The organism is Sphaerisporangium dianthi, from assembly GCF_042654065.1.
Classification (GTDB): Bacteria; Actinomycetota; Actinomycetes; order Streptosporangiales; family Streptosporangiaceae; genus Sphaerisporangium; species Sphaerisporangium dianthi.
In genome coordinates this window covers 79,650-98,139 of record NZ_JBHSFP010000011.1, presented here as the reverse complement: position 1 = coordinate 98,139, position 18,490 = coordinate 79,650, and the positions used below count along the sequence as shown (strand labels likewise).

Annotated in this window: 14 protein-coding genes; 8 read left to right on the top strand and 6 right to left on the bottom strand. The window is 71.6% G+C overall.

The features are described from left to right. Positions 1 to 205 precede the first annotated feature (205 nt). The 4 genes from ACFO60_RS18150 to ACFO60_RS18135 all read left to right on the top strand — a co-directional run bounded on the left by ACFO60_RS18150 (position 206) and on the right by ACFO60_RS18135 (position 5,180). Complete coding sequence (locus tag ACFO60_RS18150) at positions 206 to 1,804, top strand: ABC-F family ATP-binding cassette domain-containing protein (protein ID WP_380841573.1); 1,599 nt, start codon at positions 206 to 208, stop codon at positions 1,802 to 1,804. 114 nt (positions 1,805 to 1,918) lie between these two features. Beyond that, positions 1,919 to 2,134: a helix-turn-helix domain-containing protein gene (locus ACFO60_RS18145; RefSeq protein WP_093173121.1), complete on the top strand. Its 216-nt coding sequence runs from the start codon at positions 1,919 to 1,921 to the stop codon at positions 2,132 to 2,134. 235 nt (positions 2,135 to 2,369) lie between these two features. Beyond that, positions 2,370 to 3,200 (top strand): enoyl-CoA hydratase/isomerase family protein, encoded by an 831-nt coding sequence (locus tag ACFO60_RS18140; RefSeq protein WP_380841572.1) that lies wholly within the window; start codon positions 2,370 to 2,372, stop codon positions 3,198 to 3,200. 105 nt (positions 3,201 to 3,305) lie between these two features. Continuing rightward, positions 3,306 to 5,180 carry an ABC transporter ATP-binding protein gene (locus ACFO60_RS18135; RefSeq protein ID WP_380841571.1) on the top strand — a complete coding sequence of 625 codons (1,875 nt, stop codon included), beginning with the start codon at positions 3,306 to 3,308 and terminating at the stop codon, positions 5,178 to 5,180. A 58-nt stretch (positions 5,181 to 5,238) separates the two neighbouring features. On the opposite strand, the gene ACFO60_RS18130 is transcribed toward ACFO60_RS18135, so the two are convergent. Then, the gene (locus tag ACFO60_RS18130; RefSeq protein ID WP_380841570.1) at positions 5,239 to 5,925 is read right to left on the bottom strand and encodes an SDR family NAD(P)-dependent oxidoreductase; all 687 of its coding nucleotides are present in this window, start codon (positions 5,923 to 5,925) and stop codon (positions 5,239 to 5,241) included. Between the two features lie 252 nt (positions 5,926 to 6,177). On the opposite strand from ACFO60_RS18130, the gene ACFO60_RS18125 reads away from it, so the two are divergent. Next, complete coding sequence (locus ACFO60_RS18125; protein WP_380841569.1) at positions 6,178 to 6,831, top strand: TetR/AcrR family transcriptional regulator; 654 nt, start codon at positions 6,178 to 6,180, stop codon at positions 6,829 to 6,831. A gap of 33 nt (positions 6,832 to 6,864) precedes the next feature. Here ACFO60_RS18125 and ACFO60_RS18120 read toward each other — a convergent pair whose 3' ends face one another. After that, positions 6,865 to 7,749: a sulfotransferase family protein gene (locus ACFO60_RS18120; RefSeq protein WP_380841568.1), complete on the bottom strand. Its 885-nt coding sequence runs from the start codon at positions 7,747 to 7,749 to the stop codon at positions 6,865 to 6,867. 173 nt (positions 7,750 to 7,922) lie between these two features. On the opposite strand from ACFO60_RS18120, the gene ACFO60_RS18115 reads away from it, so the two are divergent. Both ACFO60_RS18115 and ACFO60_RS18110 read left to right on the top strand, forming a co-directional pair. After that, positions 7,923 to 8,849 (top strand): S66 peptidase family protein, encoded by a 927-nt coding sequence (locus ACFO60_RS18115; RefSeq protein WP_380841567.1) that lies wholly within the window; start codon positions 7,923 to 7,925, stop codon positions 8,847 to 8,849. Positions 8,850 to 8,890: 41 nt separating this feature from the next. Further along, on the top strand, positions 8,891 to 9,796 hold the full coding sequence (locus ACFO60_RS18110; protein WP_380841565.1) for a hypothetical protein: 906 nt from the start codon (positions 8,891 to 8,893) through the stop codon (positions 9,794 to 9,796). Positions 9,797 to 9,904: 108 nt separating this feature from the next. On the opposite strand, the gene ACFO60_RS18105 is transcribed toward ACFO60_RS18110, so the two are convergent. The 4 genes from ACFO60_RS18105 to yczE form a co-directional block, all read right to left on the bottom strand. Then, complete coding sequence (locus tag ACFO60_RS18105) at positions 9,905 to 13,921, bottom strand: tetratricopeptide repeat protein (protein WP_380841564.1); 4,017 nt, start codon at positions 13,919 to 13,921, stop codon at positions 9,905 to 9,907. A gap of 9 nt (positions 13,922 to 13,930) precedes the next feature. Beyond that, positions 13,931 to 14,365, bottom strand: coding sequence for a hypothetical protein (locus tag ACFO60_RS18100; protein ID WP_380841563.1), 435 nt, complete (start codon positions 14,363 to 14,365; stop codon positions 13,931 to 13,933). 120 nt (positions 14,366 to 14,485) lie between these two features. Next, a complete protein-coding gene (locus ACFO60_RS18095) occupies positions 14,486 to 16,291 on the bottom strand; it encodes a glycoside hydrolase family 15 protein (protein WP_380841562.1) in 1,806 nt (601 codons plus the stop codon). 69 nt (positions 16,292 to 16,360) lie between these two features. Continuing rightward, positions 16,361 to 16,972: a membrane protein YczE gene (gene yczE / locus ACFO60_RS18090; protein WP_380841561.1), complete on the bottom strand. Its 612-nt coding sequence runs from the start codon at positions 16,970 to 16,972 to the stop codon at positions 16,361 to 16,363. 63 nt (positions 16,973 to 17,035) lie between these two features. Between yczE and yczR the strand changes: the two genes are divergently transcribed. Beyond that, positions 17,036 to 18,490: a MocR-like transcription factor YczR gene (yczR, locus tag ACFO60_RS18085; protein WP_380841560.1), complete on the top strand. Its 1,455-nt coding sequence runs from the start codon at positions 17,036 to 17,038 to the stop codon at positions 18,488 to 18,490.

The window sequence follows — 18,490 nt, the reverse complement described above, 5'->3', positions numbered from 1 at the left end:
GTTCGCTGAGCGGACCGCGAACCGGTGGGCGCGCGGACCATCGACCCGCCGCGAGCAGCCCGTACACTAGGCCTATGCGCACTCCCGATTGATCGGCGCACTCACGAAGCGGGCCGAGCCGCACGGCCGCCCTGCCGCGTTTTCCGGTATCCACCGACAGCACGTTCTTCGACCTTGTTCCCCGCTCTGGGAGTGTTCCCTCATCATGATCATCGCGTCCGAGATCGAACTGCGCGCCGGTTCCCGCCTGCTCATCGAGGGGGCGTCCTTCCGGGTCAATCCCGGAGACCGCATCGGCCTGGTGGGCCGCAACGGGGCCGGCAAGACCACGCTCACCAAGGTGCTCGCCGGCGAGGGCCTGCCCGCCGCCGGCACGGTGAGCACCACCGGCAGCGTCGGCTACCTCCCCCAGGATCCGCGCACCGGAGACCTGTCGGTGATCGCCTCCGACCGCATCCTGTCGGCCCGCGGCCTGGACGAGGTGCTGCGCGAGCTGCGCGAGGCCGAGGTGGGCATGGCCTCCGACGACGTGCGCGTGCGCGACCGCGCGGTGCGCGCCTACGGCCGCCTGGAGGACCGCCTGCACGTCCTCGGCGGGTACTCCGCGGAGGCCGAGGCGGCCTCGATCGCCTCCAGCCTGGGCCTGCCCGAGCGCGTGCTCAAGCAGCCTCTCCAGACGCTGTCCGGCGGACAGCGGCGGCGGGTGGAACTGGCTCGCATCCTGTTCAGCGGAGCGGAGACTCTCCTTCTTGACGAGCCGACAAACCACCTCGATGCGGACTCAATCGGGTGGCTTCGTGATTTTTTACGATCCCACCAGGGCGGCTTGATCATTATTAGCCACGATGTCGGGCTTCTTGAAGCGACGGTCAACCGGGTCCTGCACCTCGACGCCAACCGCGGCGTCATCGACACCTACAACGTCGGCTGGACCACCTATCTGGCCCAGCGCGAGACCGACGAGCGACGCAGGAAGCGCGAGCGCGCGAACGCCGAGCGCCAGGCGTCCCAGCTGCTCTCGCAGGCCGACCGCATGCGCGCCAAGGCCACCAAGGCCAAGGCCGCGCAGGACATGGAGCGCCGGGCCAAGCGCCTGCTCGCGGGCGTCGAGGAGGAGCGGCGCAGCGACAAGGTGGCCAAGCTCCGCTTCCCCGATCCCGCCCCGTGCGGGCGCACCCCGCTGACGGCCACCGGCCTGTCGAAGTCCTACGGCTCGCTGGAGGTCTTCACCGACGTCGACGCGGCGGTCGACCGGGGCAGCAGGGTCGTCGTGCTCGGCCTCAACGGCGCGGGCAAGACCACGCTGCTGCGCATGCTGGGCGGCATCGAAGCGCCCGATTCCGGGGAGGTCAGGCCCGGTCACGGCCTCAAGCTGGGCTACTACGCCCAGGAGCACGAGACACTGGACGCCGGGCGCACCGTGCTGGAGAACATGCGCTCCGCGGGCCCTGACGTGCCCGACGTGGCGCTGCGCAAGGTCCTCGGCTCCTTCCTGTTCTCCGGGGACGACGCCGACAAGCCGGCCGCCGTGTTGTCGGGAGGCGAGAAGACCCGGCTGGCCCTGGCCACGCTGGTGTTGTCGAGCGCCAACGTCCTCCTGCTGGACGAGCCCACGAACAACCTCGATCCCGTTAGCCGCGATCAAGTACTTTCAGCGCTAAGATCCTATTCGGGGGCAATTGTCCTAGTTACTCACGATGAGGGTGCTGTTGAGGCCCTGCAACCCGATAGAGTGATCTTGCTACCAGACGGAGTCGAAGACGCTTGGAGCGATGAATTTTCCGATCTTGTGGCACTTGCCTGATCTTAATTTGAGCGGGTACGGATCTTTTCCCATGGAGTAGGTAGCCGATCCGGCTGAAATGACTGATCATGGCGTGAGTAACGCTGCGGAAGTCTGGCACTACAGGAGGTACTCGTGGCCGAGACTCTCAAGAAGGGCACCCGGGTGACCGGGGCCGACCGTGAAAAACTGGCCGCCGATCTCAAGAAGCGGTATGCCGCGGGTGAGAGCATCCGTGCGCTCGCCGCGTCGACCGGCAGGTCATACGGGTTCATCCACCGCATCCTCAGCGAGTCCGGCGTGACTCTGCGGGGGCGCGGGGGCGCCACACGGGGCAAGTCCAAGCGCTAAAGGACGCCTCGGATACGCGCGACCGCAGCCGCTCGTGCCGTTCAGTCGAAGCCCGTCCCGCCCGCGCCGGTAGAATCTCATTCTGGACCTGCACCGGGTTCGGGCGTGACGGGATGGCGACTGTCGGACGGAGCGGGCGATGGCGGAAGCGACGGTAGGGGGGAGTGCGGCGGACATCTCGGCGAGCGATGATGCCGAGCCGGGCACGCATGGAGCGCCGACGCGCGCCGGAGGGGTGCGCGGCGAAGCTGAAAGAGCCCCTGACAGCGAACAGCTCGCAGAGATCGGTCTGCGCCTGGAGGTGGACGGCGAGATCGCGACGATCACACTTGACCGGCCCGAGCGGCGGAACGCCCAGACGTTCGCCACCTGGTCCGCTCTGGCTCAGATCGGCACAACGCTGCCGGAGCAGGTGCGCGTCGTCGTGGTCAGAGGCGAGGGGCCGTCCTTCTCAGCCGGCATAGACGTGCGGTTGTTCACGCCCGGGGGGATCCCGGGGCAGGGGTCCTTCGCGTCCGCGGCCACGCACGATGGCGGGACGATCGAGCGGCGCATCAGGGAGTTCCAGCAGGGCTTCCTGTGGCTGCGCCGCCCCGACATCGTGTCGATCGCCGCGGTGCAGGGGCATGCGATCGGAGCGGGTTTCCAGCTGGCCCTGGCCTGTGATCTGCGGGTCGTCGCCGACGACGTGAAGTTCTGTATGAAGGAGCCCGCACTCGGGCTGGTCCCCGACCTGACGGGCACCAAGCCGCTGGTCGATCTCGTCGGCCTGTCGCGCGCCGTGGAGATCTGCCTGACGGCGCGCGTGGTGGAGGCCGGTGAAGCACTGCGCCTCGGCCTGGCCGAGCGCGTCGTCCCCGCGGGGGAACTGGAGGCGGCGACGCGGGAGCTGGCCTCGTCCCTGCTGACGGCCGACCGGGACGCCGCGACGGCGACCAAGCGGCTGCTCCAGGGAGCCGCGGGCCGCACGCTGGAGGAGCAGGCGGCGGCCGAGGGCGCCGAGCAGGCGGCGCGCATCAGGAAGCTGTTCGGGGGGCCGGCCGTCAGGGGTGATCGTTCGCCCTGAGCTGACCAGGGAATCGCGAGGGCGGTTCCCCTGCTTGGCCGGAGGAGGAACCCGGGCAGAAGCCCGCGGGCCGAGCGCGCGAGGACGAAGATCGGCGGTCGACGGATGTCGATGATGGGCGGGGGATACGGGCCCCAGGTGATGCGGTCCCTGAGACGGGACAGCTCGGTGACCAAAGAGCGGCTCACGCCGGGGACGGTGCCGCGCATCGCCCGGTACGCGCGGCCCTACCGCGCGCAGATCTCCGCCTTCCTCGGGCTGGTCGTGCTGGACGCGGTGATCGTCATCGCCAACCCGCTGCTGCTGAAGTCCATCATCGACAACGGCGTCATCCCGCGCAGGGCCGACGTCGTCGTCATGCTGTCCCTGGTCATCGCGGCCCTCGCCCTGCTGGACGCCGGCCTCGGGCTGGCCCAGCGCTGGTTCTCCTCGCGCATCGGCGAGGGTCTGATCTACGACCTGCGCACCGAGGTCTTCGACCACGTCCAGCGCATGCCGGTGGCGTTCTTCATGCGCGCCCAGACCGGCGCGCTGGTCTCCCGGCTGAACAGCGACGTCATCGGCGCGCAGCGGGCCATCACCAGCACACTGTCGGCCGTGGTGTCCAACGTCGTCAGCCTGATCATGGTGCTCGGCGCCATGCTGATCCTGTCGTGGCAGGTCACGCTCGTGGCCCTGATCCTGCTGCCGATCTTCATCTTCCCCGCCCGGTACGTCGGCCGCCGCATGTCCGGGCTGACCCGCGAGCAGATGCAGCTCGACGCCGAGATGAGCTCGGTCATGACCGAGCGATTCAACGTCGCCGGCGCCATGGTCGCCAAGCTGTACGGCCGCCCGGACGACGAGGCCGCGCACTTCAGCGAGCGGGCCGGCCGCGTGCGCGACGTCGGCATCACGGTCGGCATGTACGCCACGGTGTTCCGCGTCGCCCTCGGCCTGGTCGCCGCGCTCGCCACCGCGCTGGTGTACGGGGCGGGCGGCGCGCTCGTGGTCGACGGGGCCTTCCCGCTCGGCACCCTGATCGCGCTCGCCGCGATGCTCATGCGCCTCTACGGCCCGCTGACGAGCCTGTCCAACGTCCACGTGGACGTGATGACCGCGCTGGTCAGCTTCGACCGGGTGTTCGAGGTGCTCGACCTCAAGCCGATGGTCGCCGAGAGCCCGGACGCCCGGCCGCTGCCCGGCGGGCCGGTCACCATCGAGTTCGACGACGTCCAGTTCCGCTACCCGGCGGCCGAGGAGGTCTCGCTGGCCTCCCTGGAGTCGGTCGCCCGGCCCGACACCGGCCCGAGCCAGGAGGTGCTGAAGGGCGTCACCTTCACCGCCAGGCCGGGCCAGCTGATCGCGCTGGTCGGGCCCTCCGGGGCCGGCAAGACCACGATCACCTCGCTGGTCTCGCGGCTGTACGACGTGACCGGCGGCGCGGTGCGCGTCAACGGCGTCGACGTGCGCGAGGCCACCCTTGGTTCGCTGCGCGAGACGGTGGGCGTGGTGATGCAGGACGCCCACCTGTTCCACGACACGATCGGCGTCAACCTCCGCTACGCCCGCCCGGGCGCCTCCGACGAGGAGGTCTGGGAGGCGCTGCGCGCGGCGCAGATCGGCGAGCTGGTCGAAGCGCTGCCCGACGGACTGGACACCGTCGTCGGCGACCGGGGCTACCGGCTGTCGGGCGGCGAGAAGCAGCGCGTCGCGCTGGCCAGACTGCTGCTGAAGGCCCCGCGGGTGGTGGTGCTCGACGAGGCCACCGCCCACCTGGACTCCGAGTCGGAGGCCGCCGTGCAGCGGGCGCTGAAGACGGCGCTGGCCGGCCGCACCTCCCTGGTGATCGCCCACCGGCTCTCCACGATCCGCGAGGCCGACGAGATCCTGGTCGTGGAGGACGGACATGTGGTCGAGCGAGGCCGTCACGACGACCTGCTCGCCGCGAACGGCGCCTACGCCGAGCTCTACAGCACCCAGTTCGCCCACCAGCGCTAGCGGTCCGGCGGCGGTGAGGAGTCTCTCTCCGCGTGCTCGCAGCCTCGTACCTGCGCGGCTACCAGGGCACTTCCCCGTTCTCGTCCTGGAAGGTTCCTGTCGGGCCGTCCGCGTCGAGAGTCGCCAGACGCACGACGACCCTGGCGCTCGCCTCCGGCGCCCTTCCGATTCCGAACGCCGCGGTCAGGTCCGTCGCGGTGGTGCCGGGCTCGACCGCGTTGAACTTGATGCCCGGCTGGGATTTGGCGTACTGGACCGTGAGCATGGTGGCCGCGGCCTTCGAGGCGGAGTAGAGCGCCAAAGGCAGGCCGAATTCCGGCCGGTCCGGATTGGTCACCGCCCAGAACGATCCGGCACTGCTCGAAACGGTGACCACGGTCGGGTTCGACGATTTACGCAGGAGGGGAAGCGCCGCCTCCGTGACGCGCACGATTCCCACCGCATTGGTGTCGAAGGCTCGTAGAGCCGTGGGACCGTCGGTGACTCCGTCCCCCAAGATGCCCGCGTTGTTCACAAGGACGTCGAGCCGGCCCTCGGCCGAGCCGATCGTCGCCAGCGCGTTGCTCACCGACGCGTCGTCGGTCACGTCGAGCTGCACGAATCGTGCGCCGAGCGCCGCCGCCGCCTTCTCGCCTCGCTCGACGTCACGCGCGCCGATGTAGACGACGTGGCCCAACGCCAGAAGCTGTCTGGCCGTCTCGAAACCGATGCCCTTGTTGGCCCCGGTGATCAGTGTGATGGTCATTGCGTGTCCTCGCGAATCATGTGGCCAGGGTGGGCCGCTGGCGGTGTCCGGAGTGTTCTTCGAGTTGCCGGCCCTGATCTGAGACTCGGCCGGCCGCCGGAGACGTTCGCCGGCGTCGTGCGGGGCGGGTCTTGTGCACGGGGTCCTTCCTCCAGGCGGTCCCGCGTGCACAGCGACTTCTGCAGCGATCGCTACAGAAGTCGAACGATAGCACTTCTGTAGCGATCGCTACAGAAGGGGTAGGGTGGGGGAGTGGAGAAGAGACGGAGCGGCTCCATCGGCCGGCCGCGAGGATTCGACGCCGACGAAGCTCTCGAGCGCGCCATGCTGGTCTTCTGGAGGCACGGCTACGAGGGGGCCAGCACCGCCGACCTGACGAACGCGATGGGCATCTCCACCACCAGCATGTACGCGGCCTTCGGCAACAAGGAGAAGCTGTTCCGCAAGGCTCTGGAGCGCTACACCGAAGGCCCGAGCGCATACCTGGCCCGAGCCATGGAGGAGCCGACCGCCCTCGGCGTCGCCGCCGCGATCCTGGCCGGCACCGTGCGAACCACCACCCGCCCGGCCGATCCGCACGGGTGCCTGGGCGTCCACGGCGCCCTGACCGCGGGTGACTCCGGGCAGGAGATCCGCGACCTCCTCGTCGCCTGGCGCAACGACGGCTACTCCCGCGTCAGAGCACGGTTCCAGCGGGCCGTCGACGACGGCGACCTGCCTGCGGACACCGATCCGGGGCTACTGGCCCGCTACGTCACCACCTTCGCCTACGGCATCGCCGTACAGGCCGCGAGCGGTGTCGGCCGCGACGAACTCCAGGAGATGGCCGACGCCGCCCTCCGCAACTGGCCACTCTTCTCAAGACCCGCCCCCGTTCGCCTTTCGGTCACCCCCTCAGAGGGCTGACGCGAGCCGGGGATCTTGGAAACCCCGGGTGGGTCAGAGGTAGCCGAGGCGGGTGAGCTCCTCCTTGGCGACCTTCTCGACGAGCGTGACCGCCTCGGGCCGCAGCCGGGACCGCCAGGCGCCGACCTTGGGCGCCGACGCGCCGTACAGGGCGACCTTGGAGACCCGGCTCTCGACGAACGCGGACACCGCCGCCACCGTCTGCCCCGGCGAGGAGGCCATGTCCTCGTAGCGCAGCGTGAGGAGCTGGTCGTGCGGCATCTCCTGGCGCAGCGCGGCGCTCAGCCGCACGGCGCTGCGCCAGCGCAGGGCGCACTTGCCCGCCGAGTCCATCGCCGTCCACCGGTCGCGATGCTCGCCGGAGTTGACGCCGAGGAACGGGTTGGGGAACTCGGTCTCGTCGCTGAGCATGCTCGTGCGGAACAGGCTCATGGAGGCGCGGTCGGCGAGCATATCGGCGGCGACGTCCCTGCCGTCGCGGATGAGCTGGATGAAACGGGCGTCGGGGAAGGCCTGGAGCAGCACCGGCGCGCTGTACAGCAGGTCGGGGTTGGCGTCACCGAACCGGACGACGGCGCCGGGAGAGGCGCACGGGCCGCCGCCGGTGACCGCGCCGGCCTCCCGGCACGACGCCGGGCACTCGGCGCAGGCCCCGGGGACGATCTGCCATGCCTCGGCCAGCGCGTCGCGCAGCACCCGCACCGCGCCGCCGCCTTTCCTGCGCATGATCGACGGACGGCGGGCGAACGCGTAGACCACGTGGGCGACAGCGGCCCGGCCCATGGTGACGTGGAAGCCGGGCGAGCGTTTCAGCGCACGCGCGAGAAGGTCCACGCCGGAGTGCGGCGCGCCGAGCACGAACACCGGCCTGCGGACCTTGATGCCGTTGACGACCAGAATGTGGGTCGGGGGTCGCATAAGTGAGGACAGTCTGACACCCTTTGCGAGGTGAACGAACCGGCCACGCCCCGCCCGTCGGTGGTACATGGCGTCACCTGGGTAAGCGTACTCACAACGGCGGAGGTTTCCGCCAATTCACGGGTTTCTGACGTCCCGAAATCAGGACGAATCCACGTGACCGGAGGTGGGCGATGAGGGACAGGCGGCTATGGGTCCCCGGCCGGCTCCGCCCCGGCGACCGGGTGGCCGTCGTCGCGCCCTCCGGGCCGGTCGACCCGGTCCGCCTGGCGCGGGGCCGCCAGATCCTCACAGAGATCGGCCTGGACGTCGTGGTCATGCCCAGGGTCCTCAACCGGCGGGGCCACCTGGCCGGGTCGGACGCCGGCCGGGCCGCCGACCTGCAGGACGCGTGGTGCGACCCCGACGTGCGGGCCGTCATCTGCGCGCGCGGCGGCTACGGCGCGACCCGCCTGCTCGACCTGCTCGACTGGGCGGCCATGGGGGCGGCCCGGCCCAAGATCCTGCTCGGGTCGAGCGACGTCACCGCGCTGCACCAGGCGTTCGCCGTGCGGCTGGGCGTCGCGAGCTGCTTCGGCCCGATGCCGGCGTGCGCCACGCTGAGCGACGCCGACGGTCCCGACGAGTCCTCGCTGGCGCACCTTCGCGCCTCGCTGTTCGAGGGGGACATGCCCGACCCGGTGGCCGGCGATCAGGTGATCGTGTCCGGCCACGCCGAAGGGCCGCTCACCGGCGGCAACCTGTCGCTGCTCGCGGCGCTGTGCGGCACCCCGTACGCCATGCGCGGCCAGGGGCACATCGTGCTGCTGGAGGACGTCGGCGAAGAGCCCTATCGGATCGACCGCATGCTCACCCAGCTGCTGCAGGCCGGATGCCTGACCGGAGCCCTCGGCATCGTGCTCGGCTCGTGGGTGCGGTGCGGCGACCCGATGCCGGTGCTGGTCGACCGGCTGGCCCCGCTCGGCGTGCCGATGATCGCCGGCCTGCCGATCGGTCACGGGACACCACAGTTCACCGCCTGGATGGGGGCGGACGCGGTCATTGATACCGAATCGTGCTCTTTGACTTGCCTGTTCCGCGACCCTGCTACGGCACTGTAGGCCCCGTTCGGGGGAACACACCGTGGCAGTTGGGAGCCTGCGTGGGCTTGTTCAGGCGATACCGGGACCGGCGGGCCGGCGCGTCGCGGCGCTCGATCGGGGACGCCGATCTCGACTCCCTCCTCGCGCTGGTGGCCGAGAGCCTCGGCTACGACCACGCCTTCGAGCCGGGCGGCTCCTCGATGGCGCTCACCGGGCCGCGCACCGTGACCGTGCGGCTGGACGGGCTGCGCCGCGAGGCGGGGCGGCGCTCGCGCGAAGACTGGCCGACGCTGGTCTCCGAGCACCTGGCGCGGGCGGTGGCCCGGGCCGACGACCTGCCGGACGTGTGCGACTACGCCCAGGTCCTGCCGTTGCTGCGCACGCGGGTGGTGCTCGCCGACGGGCTGGAGGACGACCCCTCCCGGCTGATCGGCCGCCACCTGGGCTCCGACCTGATCGAGATCCTCACCGTCTCCGGACGCCCGGTGCGGCCGGAGGAGGCGTTCTGCTGGCCGGTCCCACCGGTGGAGGCGCTGGAGGCGGCGGGGCACAACGTGCTCGCCGACGAGCGGCTGTCGGCCGAGCGGGTCGAGCTCGACGGCATCTTCGCCTACGTCATGACCGGCTCGCCTGCCAGCTCCGCCGTGCACCTGCGCAAGATCGAGGAATACCTGCTGGTCTCTCCCGACGGCCTTCTCGTGGCGCTTCCCCGCCCCGGCGAGATGATCGTCCACCCCATCGACGGCCTGTCGGTGATGCGCGCCATCGAGCGGCTGTGGCTGCTGGCCCACCGCGAGTACCGCGCGCACGACGACGGCCTCAGCCCGCACGTGTACTGGTGGAACCACGGCCGCCTGACCCGCATCCAGGCCGATCTGGTCGTCCAGAACGGCCAGCGCCGCCTGGTCGTCGCCCCGCCCCCCGACTTCGCCCGCCTCCTCGCCGCCATGGCCAAGGGCCGCTAGGAAGCCGTTTCCCCGATCCTGGCGGGGTTCCGCTCTGACACGGATGGCGCATGGGGGCATGGTCATCCGACCAAGGCCGGAGACCTGGAACAGACCCCGGCCGTGGATTCAGTCGCGGGGTGGTGAGACCTCCGCGGTCGCCCGCTCGTGGACGAGCGCGGCCCTGCGCTCGAGGGCGGCGTCGCCGCTGTGGTGGAAGATCTGTGCGGCGAAGTCGCCGGCTCTGGCGGCTTCAGGGAGTTCGCCGGCTTGCAGGAGCGCCGTCGCGAGGCCGAGGACCGCGATGCCCTCGGAACGACGTTCACGTGCCATGATCCATGTGTCGTACGCGATGCGGAAATCACGGATCGCCGCGGTGGGCGTGCCCGCGGCGAGACGCCTGAGACCACGGACGGTACGGAAGCGGGCATAGCACCGCGCCAGCATGCGGGCGACGCCACCGAGCCGAAGTCGCGCTCTCCTGGTCATGGTGAGGTTCGTCATGGTCAGCCGGAGCTTCTCGCGGGCGCCGGCCTGCCGGTGGATGGCGGCCGCCCGGCGCAGGACCGAGGCGGAGTCTCGGTAACGTCCCGCGTAGCGCAACGTGGTGCCGAGATCGTGGAGTGCGTCGGCGGTGAGCTCAGAGGTGTCGAGGTCACGGGCAAGGCCGAGCTCCTCGCGATGGACCATGATCGCCTCGTCGAGGTGATTCAGGTAACGCAGGGCGAGGGCCAGGGCGTTCAGCGCGCGGCGTTCGCCGTCTCGATCGCCGGTCTCGCGGCAGACGCGCAACGCCGCTCGGCTGGTGGCGAGCGCCGCCTCGTAGAGGTTGTCCTGGAGCTGCGCGACGGCGAGTTCGGCGAGTACGGCGGCTTCGTCCCGCGGCCTGCCGAGGTCGCGCAGGATCTCCGCCGACCGGCGCAGGGCCGTGGCGGCCGGGAGCGGCTGACCGTCGGCCCGCAGGACCCCGCCCAGGTGACGCAGGGCCGTGGCCATGGCGTACCGCTCGCCGAGGGTGTCGTAGACATCGGCGGCGGTCCGCAGATCGTGGGCCGCCATCCGGATGTCGCCGTTGAGACGGTGGGCCATGCCGAGGTTCAGAGTCGACTCGGCGAAGCCTTCCCGGTCACCCAGATCGTCGAAGGAGCGGGCCGACGCGTAGTACGCCTCCGCGGCCTCGCCGTACATCTCCATGTGCCAGAGGGTGTCCCCGGCGGCGCGGAGCACCTGGGCGAAGCGGTGCTGATCGTGGATCTCCTCGCAGAGTTCGCGGTTGTCCATGTGGACGGCCATGGACTCCTCGTACCGCCCCTGTTTCTGGAGCGTTTTGCCGAGGGTGAGCATCACCTCCGCCTCGTGACGCCGGTCGCCGCGGTCACGGAAGATCTCGACGGCCTTCCTCGCGGCGGGCTCGGCGTCGTCGGGGTGGTCCGCGTCGAGGTGGACGTGCGCCAGGTTGTTCAGGGCGATCCCCGCGTCCGTCCACTCTTCGAGCGCGGTGAAGTCGGCCACGGCCGCGCGCAGCATGTCGGCCGCCTCCGGAAGGCGGCCGCTGTCCCGCAGGGCGCTGCCGAGGTTGCCCCGCGCCCGGGCGAGCCTGGCCGGATCCCCCATGTCCTGGAACAGGGCGAGCGCTCGGGTGGACGCCGCGACGGCCTCCTCGCCACGGCCGAGCCGCCGCAGGACGCTGCCGAGGTTGACCAGGCACGCGGCCTCGTTGCCCAGGTGACGACGCTCCCTGGCGATGGCCAGGGCCCGCTCGTAGACCACCAGCGCCGCCTCGTCGGCCGTCCGGCCCGGCGTCGTCGCCCGCACCGCGTCCAGCTCGGCGAGCAGGCTCGTGGGCTCGCTCCGCGGGCCCCGCGGCGTCGCCCAGGCGGCTCGCGCCTCCTCGACCCGGTGCAGGAGGTCCTGCGATCGGTCGAGTTCGGGCCGGTACACGGCCGGGTTGACGGCGGCGACGCGGCGCCGGATCGCCACCGACTCGGTGACCAGCTCGTGGGCCTCGTCGAGGATGCCGACGTCGTGCAGCCACAGACCGGTGTTGTGCAGCGAGATCGCCAGCCAGGGAAGGTACGCCTCCGGGTCGTCCTGGGCGAGGCGGCGGCGGATCGACAGCGCCTCCGCGGCCGGTACGACCGCGTCCGCCGGCCGTCCGTCCGCGCCGAGCCGCAGGCCCAAGTTGTCGAGCGACTTGGTGAGATAGGTGAGCTCGTCGCCGAGATTGGCCTTGTCCATGTTGACGTTCGCGATCCGGAAGCCGTCGACCTCCCGGATCTGCGGCGCGGGCGCCGCGGTGAGCTGCCGCCTGATCGCGACGGCCTCCTGCGTGACGGCGAGGGCCTCGTCCCGCCGGTCGACGAGGTCCAGGAGGTTGCCGAAGTCGTCCAGCGCGGGCGCGAGCGCACGCAGGTACTGGTACTTGGATGTGCTGTGCCGGCGCATGATGGCGACGGCCTCCTCCACGGCGGCGACCGCCTCCGCGGTACGGCCCGACGCGTCGAGCGCCATGCCGAGGCCGTGCAGCGCGGCGGCCAGTCCGAACAGGTACGTCTCCGGGTCTTCGGCGCTCAACCGGCGCAGGATCCCCACCGCCTGGTCGGCCTCGCGGACGGCCTCGGCGCGCCGGCCGGTCCTGGCGTAGGCCGTGGCCAGATCGCGATGGGCGTCGGCGAGGGCCGAAGGGTCCTCCGTCGAGGCCAGGACGCGGCCCGCGAGACGGATGGCGACCTGCGCCGCCGGGATGTCGAGGGTGACGTGCTCCCGGAGGGGGAGATCATGGTGCAGCGTCTGGAGGACGTCGAGCACGTGCGGCCAGCGTTCGGCGGCGGCGTTCAGGAAGGTCAGCACGCGGGGCGCGTGCGCCGGGTACGGCTCCCCGAACCCCGGCCGGAACAGCTTCTCCGGCACCTCGTTGGACCACGGATCGGCCTGGTGGTCGGGGTGGCCGTGGCCGTCGAGCGTCAGTGCGAGGTAGTCCTCGGCCAGCCGGTCGGGCATGAGCGGCTCCAGGACGCCGGCCCGCTCAGGGTCGGCCGGCGGATAGCAGACGGCGTGTTCGGCCAGCGTCCGCTCGGCCGGGACCTCCGGTAACACCCGGCCCAGAATCCGGACGGCCTCCTCCCGCCTCGCCGGGCCCACGAGGGTGGCGGTGAAGACCACTCGCGACATCACCCGGTCGGAGGTCGCGAACGACAGCCCGGCGGCCGCGTTCTCGTACAGCTGGCGCCAGTTCTCGTGTTCGCGGTCCAGCAGGTAGACGGTCAGCCCGACCATGTCCTCCGGAAGGCCGCGGCCTCGCGCGCGGGCGTCCACGGCGGCGAGGGCGGCCATGTGCACGGCCAGCGTCAGCCCGAAGTCCGGATGGCGCAGTGACCGGGGCGGCCGGATGGCGAGGAGGTCCTCGGCCGTGACGGCCCCGAAATGCGCCCCGAAGTCGTCTCGGGCCACCCTGAACATGTCGGCGCGGACGTCGTCTCCCTCCGGAAGGCCCGCCAGGGAATGAGTGGACGTCTCGATGCCGGAGCGAAGCTTGGCGATCTTTCCGCGGACGGCCGGCCACGCCTGGGCCGAGCGCGCCAGCAGGAGCACGCGCACCGGCACGTCCTGCCGCAGCAACCGGTTCTGGAACAGCCAGCTCAGGTAGCTCACGGGCCATCTGTCGGCGTAGTCGACGATCAGAAGGACGCCTTGGAGATCGGCCAGGCGCAGATCCTGGCCGCCGGCCGTGGGCGGGTAGGCGTCGGTGCCTTGTACGGCGTCGACCACCAGCCAGCCCCGGGCGTCGCTGAGCGCGGCGAAATGCCTGGCGAGCCGGGTCTTGCCCTGGCCGCCCGGACCGTGCAGCCAGCGGACCGCCGTCCGCGGCGCCGCCTCCCGCCACGCGACGAGGGCGGCGACGTCGTCCTGCCTTCCGGAGAACGTGACGACCTCGGCCCGCGCGTCGAGCAGACGACTGGGCTGGGCGGCCGGCGCACCCGGCTCGTACCCCCGCGAAGGGCTGTACCGGAACAGCAGATACACCGGCGTGCCGTTGCCGAAGATGTGGATGTCGGCGCCGATCGCACCGTAGGCGTTGCCCGCCACCGCGTGTACGTGCTGCTGGACGTCTTCAGGCCCGGCCTGGAAGTCCCCTGCGGCGGTCATCGCCGCGGCTCACTGCTGGACCGGGGGAGGGCCGGTCACCGGGGCGTGGAAGATGACGTCGCCACCCATCGCGCCCGCCGCGACCGAGCCCGGCCCGGACGCGGTGATCGTCTGAACCCAGGTGCGCTGGGCCGGCGGCAACGCCGCCTGCGCCCGCGTCACCAGACTCCGCAGCTCGTCAGCGGCGTCGGGCCTGTCGGCCAGGAGATCCTCCAGGATCTGCTCCCACCCGCCGCGCAGCCGGGTACGTGCCTTCTCGGGATCCTTGGCCCGCTCGATCTGGGCCGCGTTGCCGTCCAGCAGGGCCTCCGCCGCGTCGGCCTGCTCCTTGGCCCCGAAGCGCCGGACGAACTCGGCGACCTGGTGACGGACGGTGTCCCAAGCGGACGTCGCCATCGCCGCCACGATCGTCGTCCCGGCGGTGGCGACCAGTTCCTCCAACATCCGCGTCTCTCCGATCGTCTGCCATCGAGCGTACGGGAGCAGTACGCCGGACGGCAGCTGAAATTCAGACGTCCCGGCGTCGCTCGAGGGCTCGGCGGGGGCCGGGATGCGGCGGGGCCCTCAGCCGAGGAGCGCGGTGTGGCGGAGGGCGCCGGCGGAGCCGGAGAGGGTGTGGGCGGTGTGGATCAGCGGGACGTGGCTGAAGGCCTGCGGGAAGTTGCCGACCAGGCGTCCATAGCGGGGGTCGTACTCTTCGGCCAGCAGCCCCACGTCGTTGCGCAGTGACAGGAGCTTCTCGAACAGCTCGACGGCCTCCTCGCGCCTTCCCACCATGGCCCGCGCCTCGGCCAGCCAGAAGCTGCACGCGAGGAACGCCCCCTCGCCGCCCGTCAGGCCGTCCACCGAGTTCTGGTGGGCCAGCGGATAGCGCAGCACGAAGCCGTCCGACATCAGCTCGCGCTCGACCGCCTCGATCGTCCCGGTGACGCGGGGGTCGTCGGGCGGCAGGAAGCCGGTCTGCGGGATCAGCAGCAGCGCGGCGTCCAGCTCGCTGGACCCGTAGGACTGGGTGAAGGTGTTGCGCTCGGAGTCGTAGCCCTTGGCCAGGATCTCGGCGTGGATGCGCTCGCGCAGCCCGCGCCAGCGGTCGACCGGGCCGGTGTGGCCGAACCGCTCGACCTGCCGGATCACCCGGTCGGCGGCCACCCAGGCCATCACCTTGGAGTGGACGAAGTGCCGGCGCGGCCCGCGCACCTCCCACAGGCCCTCGTCCGGTTCGTCCCAGTGCGACTCGAGGAAGTCCATCAGCGACCGCTGGATCGCCCACGTGCGCGAGATGGTGGCCAGCCCCGACGCCTGCGCCAGGTAGAGGCAGTTCATCACCTCGCCGTACACGTCGAGCTGGAGCTGGTCGACCGCGGCGTTGCCGAGGCGCACCGGGCGGGAGTCCTCGTAGCCCTCCAGCCAGGGCAGCTCCATCTCGGGCAGGCGGCGCTCGCCGGCGACGCCGTACATGATCTGCAGGTCCTGCGGGCGTCCGGCGATGGCGCGCAGCAGCCACTCACGCCAGTCGCGCGCCTCGTCGACGTAGCCGGCGCCGATCAGCGCGTCGAGGGTCATCGTGGCGTCGCGCAGCCAGCAGTAGCGGTAGTCCCAGTTGCGGACCCCGCCGATGTCCTCGGGCAGCGAGGTCGTGGGCGCGGCCACGATGCCGCCGGTGGGGGAGTAGGTGAGCGCCTTCAGAGTGATCAGCGAGCGGACGACGGCCTCGCGCCAGCGGTCGTCGGTCGCGAGGGCCGACTGGCCGACCCACTGCCGCCACATCGCCTCGGTCTCCGAAAGCTCGGTCATCGGGTCGATCTCGGGAGGCCGGGGGGAGTGGGAGGGGTGCCAGGTGAACACGAACGCCAGCCGGTCGCCGGCCGACATGCGGAAGGTCGCCTTGTGGGAGTAGTCGCCGCCCTGCAACGGCACGGGGGAGTGCAGCCAGACCGAGTCGGGCCCGCCGATGGCCTGGAGCAGGCCGTCGGTGCGGCGCACCCACGGCACGATGCGGCCGTAGTCGAAGCGGATGCGGATGAGGGTGCCCATCTCGACGCTGCCGGCCAGGCACTCGACCACGCGCACCAGGTCGGGGTTGGCCTGCCGGGGCGGCATGAAGTCGGTGACCCGCACCGTGCCGCCCTCGGTGTCCCACTCGGTCTCCAGGATGAGGGTGTTCTCGCGGTAGCGCCGCCGGGTGCTCAGCGGCCGCTCGGGGCCGGCCGGGCCGATCCACCAGTGGCCGTTGCGCTCGTCTCCCAGCAGGGCCGTGAAGCAGGACGGGGAGTCGAAACGGGGCAGGCACAACCAGTCGATCGACCCGTTCCGCCCGACGAGGGCGGCCGACTGCATGTCGCCGATGAGCGCGTAGTCCTCGATCCGCATGCCGTCACGCTAGTACGCCGAGGAGGTTCCGGCGCACGCCTCGGCGGAGGGGGGCCTGCGGCCGGGAGGTCAGGGCCGGGTCCGCGGGCGCAGCCGCGGCATGAAGTACTGCGTGAGCGGGCCGATCAGGAACGCGAAGACGACCGTTCCCACGCCCACGGTCCCGCCGAGCAGCCACCCGGTGGCAAGGACGGTCAGCTCGACCAGCGTGCGCGCCAGCCGTATCGACAGGCCGAGCCGGTTGAGCCCGGTCATCAGGCCGTCCCGGGGCCCCGGGCCGAGGCCGGCGCCGATGTACAGGCCGGTCGCGGCGGCGATGAGCACGACGGCCGAGAGCAGGTAGGCCCAGCGTGCCGCCAGAGGGGCCGGCGTGGGCAGGATCCAGATCACCAGGTCGGCGAAGAGCCCGACGAACAGGATGTTGCTCAGCGTGCCGATGCCCGGGCGCTGTTTGAGCGGGATCCAGAACACCATGACGGCGGCGCCGACCACGATGATCCACGTGCCGATCGACCATCCGGTGCGGACGGACAATCCCTGGTGGAAGACGTCCCACGGGTCGTTGCCCAGCCCGGACTCGACCTGGAGCGCGATGCCCGCGCCATAGAGGAACAGCCCGGAGTACAGGCGCAGCAGGCGGCCGGGCAGCGGGCCGAGGCGCGGGAGGGAGATCTCAGTCATAGTGCGGCCATGTTCCGGCGTCGTTGGCTTGTCGTTAAAGGGCCAATCAGAGAAAGTGGCCTTATGGAGCGATATGTCAGTGGGCCATGGCTGGCCAAACTGGTCGACCTGCCACCGGACACCCGCCCGTACTACCGGGCGCTGGCCGACCGCGTGCGCGCGCTCATCCTCGACGGCCGCCTCGCCACCCGCGTGCGCGTGCCGGCCGAACGCCACCTGGCCGGAGCGCTCGGCGTCAGCCGCACCACCGTGACCGCCGCCTACGACCGGCTGCGCGAACAGGGCTACCTCGACAGCCGCCAGGGCTCGGGCAGCTGGACGGCCCTGCCCGCTCCCGGCTCGCTCGGCACCGACAACCCCTGGATCGCCGCCGGCGACGACGGCCTCGTCCCGCTGCACGCCGCCGCGCCGCCCGCGACGTCCCTGCTCCCCGAGGCGCTGGCCGCCGCGGTCGAGGACTACCCCTGCTACGGCCTCGGCGCCGGCTACGACCCGGTGGGCGTGCGGCCGCTGCGCGAGGCGATCGCCGCCCGGTACGGCGCCCGCGGCGTCGCGACCCGCCCCGACCAGATCCTCGTCACCGGCGGCGCGCAGCACGCCATCCACCTGCTCCTGACGCTGTTCGCCGGGCAGGGCGACCCGATGCTGGTGGAGTCCCCGACCTACCCCCACGTACTGGACGCGGCCCGCCTGCGCGGCGCCCGGCTGGTGCCGGTCGGGTTCCCCGACGACGGCTGGGACGTCGACCTGATGGCCTGCGCCATGCGCCAGTCGGCGACCCGGCTGGCCTACGTCATCCCCGACTTCCACAACCCCATGGGCCTGCTCATGGACGACGCCGGCCGGGCCGATCTGGTGAGCGCCGCCCGCCGCCACGGCACGACGCTGCTGGTGGACGAGAGCTGGGCCGAGCTGGCCGTCGACGACGTGCCCGCCACCCAGCCGCTGGCCGCGTTCGACACCGACGGCCGGGTGATCAGCATCGGGTCCGCCTCCAAGCTGTGGTGGGGAGGGCTGCGCATCGGCTGGATCCGCGCCACGAGCGCGCTGGTCCGCCGCCTGGCCGTCCTGCGCGCCGGGGTGGACATCGCCGCGCCGCTCGTCGAGCAGCTCGCGGTGGCCCACCTGTTCGAGCGCATCGAGCAGGCCAGGGCCGAGCGGGCGGGCGCGCTCGGCGCCTCGCGGGCGGCCCTGGCGGAGGCGCTGCGCGCGCAGCTGCCCGCATGGCGTTTCACCGAGCCGCGCGGGGGAGGCTCGCTGTGGGTGCGGCTGGACTCACCGATCGCCACGCCGCTCGCCGACGCGGCGGCGGCCCAGGGCGTGCGGCTCGCGCCCGGCCCGTGGTTCGGCGTCGACGGCACGCTGGAGCGCTACCTGCGCCTGCCGTTCACCCTGCCGCAACGGACCCTCGCCGACGCCGTGCCGCGCCTGGCCGCGGCGTGGGCGCACGCCGCGTCGCCGGGTCCGTCCGCCGCCTACCGTTCGCCGCCCGCCGCGGCGCTGACCCCTTCCCTGTGA

What these genes read in the sequence shown, in the direction of transcription:
- ACFO60_RS18150 (WP_380841573.1), top strand. Translation starts at nt 206, where the DNA reads ATGATCATCGCGTCCGAGATCGAACTGCGCGCCGGTTCCCGCCTGCTC.
- ACFO60_RS18135 (WP_380841571.1), top strand. Translation starts at nt 3,306, where the DNA reads ATGTCGATGATGGGCGGGGGATACGGGCCCCAGGTGATGCGGTCCCTG.
- ACFO60_RS18130 (WP_380841570.1), bottom strand. Translation starts at nt 5,925, where the DNA reads ATGACCATCACACTGATCACCGGGGCCAACAAGGGCATCGGTTTCGAG.
- ACFO60_RS18120 (WP_380841568.1), bottom strand. Translation starts at nt 7,749, where the DNA reads ATGCGACCCCCGACCCACATTCTGGTCGTCAACGGCATCAAGGTCCGC.
- ACFO60_RS18115 (WP_380841567.1), top strand. Translation starts at nt 7,923, where the DNA reads ATGAGGGACAGGCGGCTATGGGTCCCCGGCCGGCTCCGCCCCGGCGAC.
- ACFO60_RS18105 (WP_380841564.1), bottom strand. Translation starts at nt 13,921, where the DNA reads ATGACCGCCGCAGGGGACTTCCAGGCCGGGCCTGAAGACGTCCAGCAG.
- ACFO60_RS18100 (WP_380841563.1), bottom strand. Translation starts at nt 14,365, where the DNA reads ATGTTGGAGGAACTGGTCGCCACCGCCGGGACGACGATCGTGGCGGCG.
- ACFO60_RS18095 (WP_380841562.1), bottom strand. Translation starts at nt 16,291, where the DNA reads ATGCGGATCGAGGACTACGCGCTCATCGGCGACATGCAGTCGGCCGCC.
- yczE (WP_380841561.1), bottom strand. Translation starts at nt 16,972, where the DNA reads ATGACTGAGATCTCCCTCCCGCGCCTCGGCCCGCTGCCCGGCCGCCTG.
- yczR (WP_380841560.1), top strand. Translation starts at nt 17,036, where the DNA reads ATGGAGCGATATGTCAGTGGGCCATGGCTGGCCAAACTGGTCGACCTG.